Source organism: Microbispora sp. KK1-11 (genome assembly GCF_006874435.1).
GTDB classification, from domain to species: Bacteria; Actinomycetota; Actinomycetes; order Streptosporangiales; family Streptosporangiaceae; genus Microbispora; species Microbispora catharanthi.
Window position 1 is genome coordinate 204,757 of record NZ_VIRJ01000016.1, and the last position, 8,087, is coordinate 212,843.

Here is an 8,087-nt window from a genome sequence, read left to right on the forward strand (position 1 = left end):
TACGGGTTGTGCGGATTCGGAACCCCTCCATCCGCGCCGCCGATTGGGGATCGGCGCACACCTTCACACGGTGTGGCCCAGCGTCGCGGGGGCGCGCTGGGCGGTTTCACCGGCCCGGTACGGCACGCACGCCGTACCGGGCCGGAGGGACGCGTTCCGCCGGGACGCGTTCAGCCCAGGCGGGCGATGGACTTGGTCTCCAGGTAGGCCGACAGGCCCTCGGGTCCGAGCTCCCGGCCGAGGCCGCTGGCCTTGAAGCCGCCGAACGGCGTGTTCGGGTCAAGCGTGTGCATCATGTTGACGCCGTAGGTGCCGGTGCGCACCCGGCGGGCGACGTCCATCCCGTGGTCGGTGTCGGCGGTCCAGACCGAGCCCGACAGGCCGTAGTCGCTGTCGTTGGCGATCCGCACCGCGTCCGCCTCGTCCTCGAACGGGATCACCGCCAGCACCGGGCCGAAGATCTCCTCACGGGCGATGCGCATGTCGTTGGTGGCCCCGGCGAAGACGGTCGGGGCGACGTACCAGCCCCGGTCGTACGGCCGGTCGAGGCCGCCGACGACGGGCTTGGCGCCCTCCTCGATGCCAATCCTGATGTAGCCCTCGACCCGCTCCTGCTGCCGCCTGGCCACCAGCGGCCCGATCCCGGTGGCCGGGTCGGCGGGGTCGCCCACCTGCTGGCTCGTCACCATCTCGGCGACGGCCTGGACGACCTCGTCGTACCGGTTGCGGGAGGCGAGGATGCGGGTCTGCGCGACGCACGCCTGGCCGTTGTTCATCAGCGAGGCCATCGACAGGAAGCCCATGGCCGAGGGCAGGTCGCAGTCGTCCAGGATGATCGCGGCCGACTTGCCGCCGAGTTCGAGCGTGCAGCGCTTGAGCTGCTCGCCGCAGATCGACGCGATCCTGCGGCCGGCGGCGGTCGAGCCGGTGAAGGCGACCTTGTCGACGCCGGGGTGGGAGATCAGGTGCTCGCCCGCCTCGCGGCCGGCCGCGACGATGTTGACGACCCCGGCGGGGACGCCGGCGTCCTTGATCATCTCGGCGAGCAGGTAGGAGTCGAGCGGCGTCTCGGGAGCGGGCTTGAGCACCACGGTGCAGCCCGCGACGAGCGCCGGGGCCAGCTTGGTCATGGTGACGAACTGCGGGACGTTCCAGGGGACGACGGCCGCCACCACGCCGACCGGCTCGCGGCGGACGATCACCGGGCCGAACAGGCCGGGCCGCTCCTCCTCCTCGGGGAACGTCGCCCCGAGGCCCGCGTAGTACTTGAGCATGCCGAGCGGCTGCGGTGCCTGGGCGAGCTGGGAGAACGTGATCGGAGAGCCCATCTCCGTCGTGATGATCTCCGCCATCTCGGCCTGGCGCGCCTCGTAGATCTCCGCCAGCCGTCCCACGATCGCCGCGCGCTCGGCCATCGTCATCCGCGGCCAGGGCCCGTTGTCGAAGGCGTCCCTGGCGGCCGCGACGGCCCGGTCCATGTCGGCGGCGGTGCCGTCCGGCACGCGGCCGACGACCTCCTCGCTGTGGGGAGAGATCACCTCGATCGTGCCCGTGCCCGCGGGGGCCACCCAGTCGCCCCCGATGAACAGCGTGTCGTGCTGCAGCATGCCTGCCTCCTGATCGGGCGCGCCTTCGCGCACTCAGTCAGACCGAACCATGTTCTGCTCGGCCTTGGCAAGAGCTGCCGCGGTCCGGCCCGCGCCGGGCGGTGCGGGCCGGACCGCGGGCCCTACGGAAGCGCCCGCCCGAGCAGGTGGGCCATCGACCGCCGGACCAGGTCCGTCCGCATCGCCTGCGTCGTCGCGCCCTCCGCGCCGAAGCCGAAGTAGACCGTGTCCTTCGTGGTGATGCCCGCGCCGTCGTCGAGCGCGCGGTCGCTGCGTGCCCAGTCGTTCAGCGCGGTCGCCGACCCGGGAGGCGGCCCGGCGACGGTCCAGTCGCCCAGGTCGTCCTCGAACGAGGTCTCCGCGACGGTCGCGCCGTCGGCCTTGACGGTCATGTCGTCCAGCCACACGCCGAGGCCCTGGGTGCCCCAGTCGCTGATGTAGGAGATCGACACCTCGACCTTCTTGCCCGCGTACGCCGTCAGGTCCACCGACCACTGCTGCCAGCCGTTCGACGAGCCGGTGGCCGCGTGCCACGCGCCGGTCGTGCCGGTGGCGGTGCAGGACGACGCGCCGTCGTACGTCTGGTAGTGGGCGGTGAACGGATGGATGTCCACCCAGCCGCTGGCGCAGCTGTCGCCCGCCTCCTGCGAGGTGTGCCCGTTGGCGTCGGGCAGCGTCGTCCAGTCGTCCTGGCCCGCCGTGTGCGCCTCGACGGTCAGGAAGTCCCAGTTGGGCTCGGTGTTGTACGACGTCCAGAACGACAGCTCGCCGCTGGTCCTGCCGGTGAGGTCGATCGTCCTGGTCAGGCGCTTGTAGGACACGTCGGCCTGGCCGCTCTGCACGTCCCAGGAGCCGGTGCGCGGGCTGAACGGCGATCCCGCGCCGTACTGCCACTTGAGCGGGGCCGAGCTGGCGAACTGCGGGAACCGGTCGGCCGGCAGGACCGAGGAGGTCGTGACGAACGAGGCGGTGCGGTTCTGGTTCCCCGGCGAGTCGCCGCCGTTGAGCGTGCCGGTGAAGCCGGCGAAGGCGCCGCCCGCGCCTCGCAGCGGCAGCGTGTTCCCGCCGGAGTCCTGGCCGCCGCCCTCCACGTAGGTGTAGGCGCCCAGGTAGTACTGCACGAAGTCGTTGCTCAGCGAGAGGCACGGCGGCTTGCTCAGCGTCGTGCACTCGGGTTGCGCCGGATAGTCCGGCTCATACCAGTAGGAGCCGTTCGTGTTCTGGGCGTACAGCGCGTACTTTCCGGTGGCGAGCAGCTTGCCGCCCTCGTTGAGGTAGTCGCGGAACGCCAGCTCCAGGGCCTCGGCCAGATTGGCGGCGCTGCCGCCCGGCTGCCCGGACGCGCGGGGGATGATGTCGTCGCCGGTCTCCCAGACCACGGCCTTGTAGTGGCTGAGGACCCCGAGCGGGTGGGGCGCCTTGCGGCCGTTCTTGTCCACGTCGTACACGTCGGAGGAGTAGCCGGCCTCCGCGAGCGCCTTGGCGTAGTCGTCGGCGTACTTCGCCTCCGTGACGCCCTGGGCCGGGCTGATGCCCGTGACGTCCTCCGCCGCGACGATCAGGACCTTGCCGCCGAGGTCCGTGGCGACCTTGTAGGTGAACTCCTCGCTCTTCTCCGTGAGCGAGCGGAACCACACCTTCACGGTGTCGCCGGGTTTCGTGCCCTTGACCGTGCCCCTGAGCTGGTGGAAGTAGGTGTCGTAGCCGTCGCCGTACCGTTCCCCGCCCTTCCATTCGGAGGTCGGGACGATCTTGGTGCGGCCGCCGTTGACCTGGTAGTTGAGGAACACCGGCCCGAGCTTGCGCTTGGCGTCCACCTGCACGACCTGGTCGGTGCCGTAGCTGGCGTCGAACGCGTCCACGACGAAGTCGGGCACGGTGGTGCCGAGGTGGCTGACCGGCTCGCTCGGGTTCGGCGCCGACTTCAGGACGTCGAGCGCGAAGGGAAGCTGTTTCTCGAACTCGGCCTGCACCAGCGCCTCGTCGTCGGGGAAGACGAAGCCGCAGCCGTCGCAGCCCTCGTCCAGCTCCGGCGTCCAGGCGAGCGTGCCGTACGCCTTGTGCGCGTGGTCGGTGGTCTCGCCGTTCGTCGTGTAGAGCTCGGCGCCGACTCCGGGGTCGAAGCCGGGGACGGCCGGGTTCTCGTCGGTGCCGGTCAGCGCCAGGTAGACGGGGTCGTCCGCGGTCTTCGTCTCGACCTGCCAGCCCTCGGGATACAGCAGCAGCGGGCCGAAGGAGTGGTAGTTGACCTGCGCCTTGAAGCGCAGCCGCTTGAGCAGGCCGTCCATGGCCCGGGTCTCGGGCTCCGACGCCGGGCCGGTGCCGCGGTAGGTCTCGCTGCTGAAGACGCTGGAAGAGCCCTCCTCGTCGTACCCCCAGCGCGTGGGGAAGTTGCGGTTGGGGTCGACGCCGTCGTTGCCCGTGATCTGGCCGTCGCCGTCGTTGTCGCGGAGGTTCTTGCGCCAGAGCCGGTTGCCCTCGGTGAAGGTGAAGTCGTAGCCGTCGGGGTTGGCGACCGGTACGAACCACACCTCGGTGGTGGTCAGCAGCTTTCCGACGTCGGATTTGCCCTTGTTGGCCACCAGATACTTCAGCAGCCGCATGTCGACCTCGGTCGCGATCCACTCACGGGCGTGCTGGGTGGCCGAGTAGAGCACCGACGGCTTGACGCCGTCGGGCAGCACCCGGGCCAGCTTCGTGAGCTTCAGCGCGAGGATGTCCTTCCCTTGGAGGGTCTTGCCGATCGTCTCCAGCTTCGCGATGTCCTTGTTGGCGTCCGCGATGGATCGGAGCTGGTCGGCGATCCCGCCCTTCTCCGAGTAGGACTTCCAGACGGTGTATCCGCCGGCCGCCTGCGCCTTCGCGGCCTGCAACTGCGTCTGGCCCTGCGGGTTGCGCACCGGCTGCGGCCGGTAGCCGAGGATCTGGAGCTTCTTGAGCTCGGCGGGGGTCGCCGTCAGTTCGACGTGCTCCTTGTCGCCCGTGAGGTGCCGCTGGACGACGTCGAAGCCCTTCTGGGTCAGCGTGCCCGAGGTGCCGGGCGCGCTGTCGAGCTGGTAGAGGTCGGCTTGGTCCGCCGGGGGGAGCGGGTCGCCCTGGCCGGCCTGCGCCGGGGAGACCGGCAGCAGGAGCGCCGCGCCGAGAGCCGCGGCGGCCAGAGTCGAGACGATCTCTCGTCGGGACATCGGTGAGCCCTTCGTGGGGGGTGACGATCTCCCGAATCTCTGTCGGGGGCAAATCGCGTTCAAGTGCGGTAAGGCGACGCGTAAGTCTCGAATTGGTCACAGCGCGGGGAATTCGGCGATTGTCCGCTTTGGACCCAAGAGTTTCACCTGTTCCGGTAGCAGACGTAAAGATCGTCTTCTATAGTTTCAGGCCGAATCCGAGTGGAGGTCGCGTGCGGCGCTGGACCAAGCTGGCGGTGGTCACCACCGTGATGCTCGTCGCACCGTCCGTTTCCGGTGCGCTCACCGCGGAGGCCGAGCCGGACCAGCAGGCCAAGCTCCGCAAGCTCACCCAGGAGGCCACGGCGCTCCAGAAGGAGTACCGCGGCGAGATCCTCAGCCTGGATGACGCGAAGAGGGCCGCGCAGAAGGCGTCCAGCAGGGTCAAGAAGCTGAAGGGAGACCTGCTCGCGGCCCAGCGGCAGGTGGCCGCGTTCGCCCAGACCTCGTACATGAGCGGGGGCGCGGACGCCTCCCGGCTCTTCTCCCTGTCGGTCGACCCGAGTTCGCTGGCGACGCTGGCCTACCTGGGCACCGCCAGGACCGAGCGGCTCAACGGCGTCAAGGACCTCGTCGCCAAGCAGAGGAAGGCGGCCGCCTCGGCCGCCGACGAGATCGACAAGCTGCAGGCCCACATCAAGGAGCTCAAGTCGAGGCGCGGCGAGATCGAGCGGCTGATGGCCAAGTATGGCTTCCAGACGCCCGACGCCGGCAGCGGCCTGACGCAGCGCATGATCACCGTACGCAACGCGATCATGTCGCAGTTCCCGATGCCCTTCAGTGTGGGCTGCCTGCGGCCCGGCGACCCGGGAGAGCACGGCAAGGGCCGGGCCTGCGACTTCATGATGAGCAGCGGCGGCCGCATGCCCGACGCCGTGGCCAAGGAGCGCGGCGACGCCCTCGCGCAGTGGTGCATCCAGCACGCGAGCGAGTACGGGATCATGTACATCATCTGGCAGCAGCGCTACTACGACATGCGTACGCGTGCCGGTTGGCGGATGATGTCCGACCGCGGCGGCATCACCGCCAACCACTACGACCACGTTCACGTGTCGGTGCTCTGAGCCTCCAGGAACTTCCGCAGCCAGTGGTAGGACGCCTTCGGGGTGCGCTGCTGGGTCTCGAAGTCGACGTGGACCAGGCCGAACCGCTGGTGGTAGCCCTCGGCCCACTCGAAGTTGTCCAGCAGTGACCAGACGAAGTAGCCCCGCAGGTCCACGTCCGCCCGGCGCGCCGCCGTGATGTGGCCGTCGAGGTAGGCGATCCGCTCCTGGTCGTCCAGGCCGTCGTACGAGCAGCCGTTCTCGGTGATGTAGACGGGCGGCAGCGCGTCGCCGTACCGGGCCTTGAGGGAGTCGAGCAGTTCGCGCAGGCCGTCGGGGACGACGGGCCAGCCGAACGCGGTCAGGGGAACGCCGGAGATCTCCTCGAACCGGAACGGCAGGCCGTCCCCGCCGGGCCCGCCGATCCGGGTGGGGTTGTAGTAGTTGATCCCGAGCCCGTCGAGGGGCTGGGCGATCGTCTCCAGGTCGCCGGGCTTCACGGGGATCTCGACGCCGAACGCCGACAGATCGGGGTAGGCGCCGGTGAGGACCGGGTCGTTGAACAGCCGGTTGTGCAGGATGTCGTACGTCTCGGCGGCGGCCAGGTCCTCGGGGGAGTCCGAGGCGGGCCAGACCGGAGTGCAGTTGTTGGTGATCAGCACCTGCTCCGCGCCGGCCGCCCGCAGCGCCTGCGTGGCCAGGCCGTGCCCGAGCAACTGGTGGTGGGCCACCGGCAGCGCGTCGAACATGAGCGCCCTGCCCGGGGCGTGTATGCCCAGGCCGTATCCCTCCACCATGTGGACGAACGGCTCGTTGAGCGTGATCCACATGCGTACGCGGTCGGCCAGCCGTCCGGTCACGACGGCGGCGTAGTCGGCGAAACGGCGGGAGGTGTCACGGTTGAGCCAGCCGCCGTCGTCCTCCAGCGCCTGCGGCAGGTCCCAGTGGAAGAGCGTCGGCACGGGAGCGATGCCGCGCTCACACAGCGCGTCCACGAGACGGTCGTAGAAGTCGAGCCCGGCCTGGTTCACCGGGCCGGCGCCGGTGGGCATCACCCTCGGCCAGGCGATGGAGAAGCGGTAGGCGTTCACGCCGAGACCGGCCATCAGCGCCACGTCCTCGGGGTAACGGTGGTAGTGGTCGCAGGCCACGTCGCCCGTGTGCCCGTCACGGACCTTGCCGGGAGTGTGGGAGAAGGTGTCCCAGACAGAGGGCCCTCTGCCGTCCTCGGTGACCGCCCCTTCGATCTGGTAGGACGCGGTGGCCGTACCCCAGAGGAACATGGTGCCGCCTCTCAGTTAATATGAGGTGAACTCATGTTAGCTCGGTTGTCCGAAAAGCGGGAGAGAATGGCGGAATGACAACAGGGGGAGCGTTGCGCCGACGACCAGCACAGCGCCGCAGTCAGGAGCGGGTCGAGCGCATGCTGGACGAGTGCGCCCTGCTGCTCGACGAGGTGGGGTACGCCGCCCTGACCACCAAGGAGGTCGCCCGCCGGGCCGAGGTGCCGATCGGGACCTTCTACCAGTTCTTCACCGACAAGCAGAGCCTGGTCCGCGCGCTCGCGCTGCGGAACCTGGAGGCGTACCTGGACCGGGTCGCGTCCCGGCTGGCCGCCGCGCCGCTGTCCGACTGGACCGGCGTCGTGGACCTGGTCGTCGACGAGTTCGTGCGCATGAAGCGGACCACCCCCGGCTTCGGTGTGGTGGACTTCGGCGAGGTGCTCGCCGCTCCCGGCGGCCCCGCCCTGCCCGGCACCCAGCGGATGCTCGACGAGGCGCTGGAGAACAACGTGGTCGTCGCCGACCGCCTGCGCTCTCTCATCGTGGACCTGCTCGGCGTGGCGCCGGGCGACGGCCTGTCCCGCGCCCTCGTGGTCGCCGTCGAGGCCGCCGACGCCGTTCTCAAGCTGGCCTTCCGCGCCCACCCCGACGGCGACCCCGAGCTCATCGCCGAATGCAAACGCCTCGTCCGCCGCTACCTCTCGGACCACCTTCGCTAGGGCCTGTCTCAAAGCCTGGTGAGCCAGTCGTCTATCGCGGTTATGAGAATGGCGGCTTGGTAGCGGACGGCGAGTTTGTCGTACCTGGTTGCGATGGCGCGGTGGCGTTTGAGCCGGTTGATGCCGCATTCCACAGCATGACGGGCGCGGTAGTCGTGGGCATCGAAGGCGAAGGGTCGACCGCCGCGGCTGCCCCGCCGCAGGCGCGCGG

At 69.8% G+C, this 8,087-nt stretch carries 5 protein-coding genes and 1 pseudogene; 2 read left to right on the forward strand and 4 right to left on the reverse strand.

All coding sequences use genetic code 11. The features are described 5' to 3' along the window. Positions 1-170: 170 nt before the first annotated feature. Positions 171-1,607, reverse strand: coding sequence for an aldehyde dehydrogenase (locus tag FLW16_RS23435; RefSeq protein ID WP_142562255.1), 1,437 nt, complete (start codon positions 1,605-1,607; stop codon positions 171-173). Positions 1,608-1,729: 122 nt separating this feature from the next. Next, complete coding sequence (locus FLW16_RS23440; protein WP_142562256.1) at positions 1,730-4,792, reverse strand: M14 family metallopeptidase; 3,063 nt, start codon at positions 4,790-4,792, stop codon at positions 1,730-1,732. 212 nt (positions 4,793-5,004) lie between these two features. On the opposite strand from FLW16_RS23440, the gene FLW16_RS23445 reads away from it, so the two are divergent. Further along, on the forward strand, positions 5,005-5,895 hold the full coding sequence (locus tag FLW16_RS23445) for a hypothetical protein (protein ID WP_260615495.1): 891 nt from the start codon (positions 5,005-5,007) through the stop codon (positions 5,893-5,895). On the opposite strand, the gene FLW16_RS23450 is transcribed toward FLW16_RS23445, so the two are convergent. Continuing rightward, entirely contained in the window at positions 5,877-7,157 is a 1,281-nt protein-coding gene (locus tag FLW16_RS23450) for a GH1 family beta-glucosidase (RefSeq protein ID WP_142562257.1), read from the reverse strand. The two genes, FLW16_RS23445 and FLW16_RS23450, sit on opposite strands and share 19 nt — an antisense overlap. Positions 7,158-7,231: 74 nt before the next feature. Between FLW16_RS23450 and FLW16_RS23455 the strand changes: the two genes are divergently transcribed. Next, entirely contained in the window at positions 7,232-7,876 is a 645-nt protein-coding gene (locus FLW16_RS23455) for a TetR family transcriptional regulator (RefSeq protein WP_142562258.1), read from the forward strand. A gap of 8 nt (positions 7,877-7,884) precedes the next feature. On the opposite strand, the pseudogene FLW16_RS23460 reads toward FLW16_RS23455, so the two are convergent. Next, a pseudogene (locus FLW16_RS23460) lies at positions 7,885-8,087 on the reverse strand (IS5/IS1182 family transposase); the annotation flags it as partial.

Excerpts from the sequence above, each read along its gene's own strand:
- FLW16_RS23435 (WP_142562255.1), bottom strand. The coding sequence starts at position 1,607 with ATGCTGCAGCACGACACGCTGTTCATCGGGGGCGACTGGGTGGCCCCC.
- FLW16_RS23440 (WP_142562256.1), bottom strand. The coding sequence starts at position 4,792 with ATGTCCCGACGAGAGATCGTCTCGACTCTGGCCGCCGCGGCTCTCGGC.
- FLW16_RS23450 (WP_142562257.1), bottom strand. The coding sequence starts at position 7,157 with ATGTTCCTCTGGGGTACGGCCACCGCGTCCTACCAGATCGAAGGGGCG.
- FLW16_RS23455 (WP_142562258.1), top strand. The coding sequence starts at position 7,232 with ATGACAACAGGGGGAGCGTTGCGCCGACGACCAGCACAGCGCCGCAGT.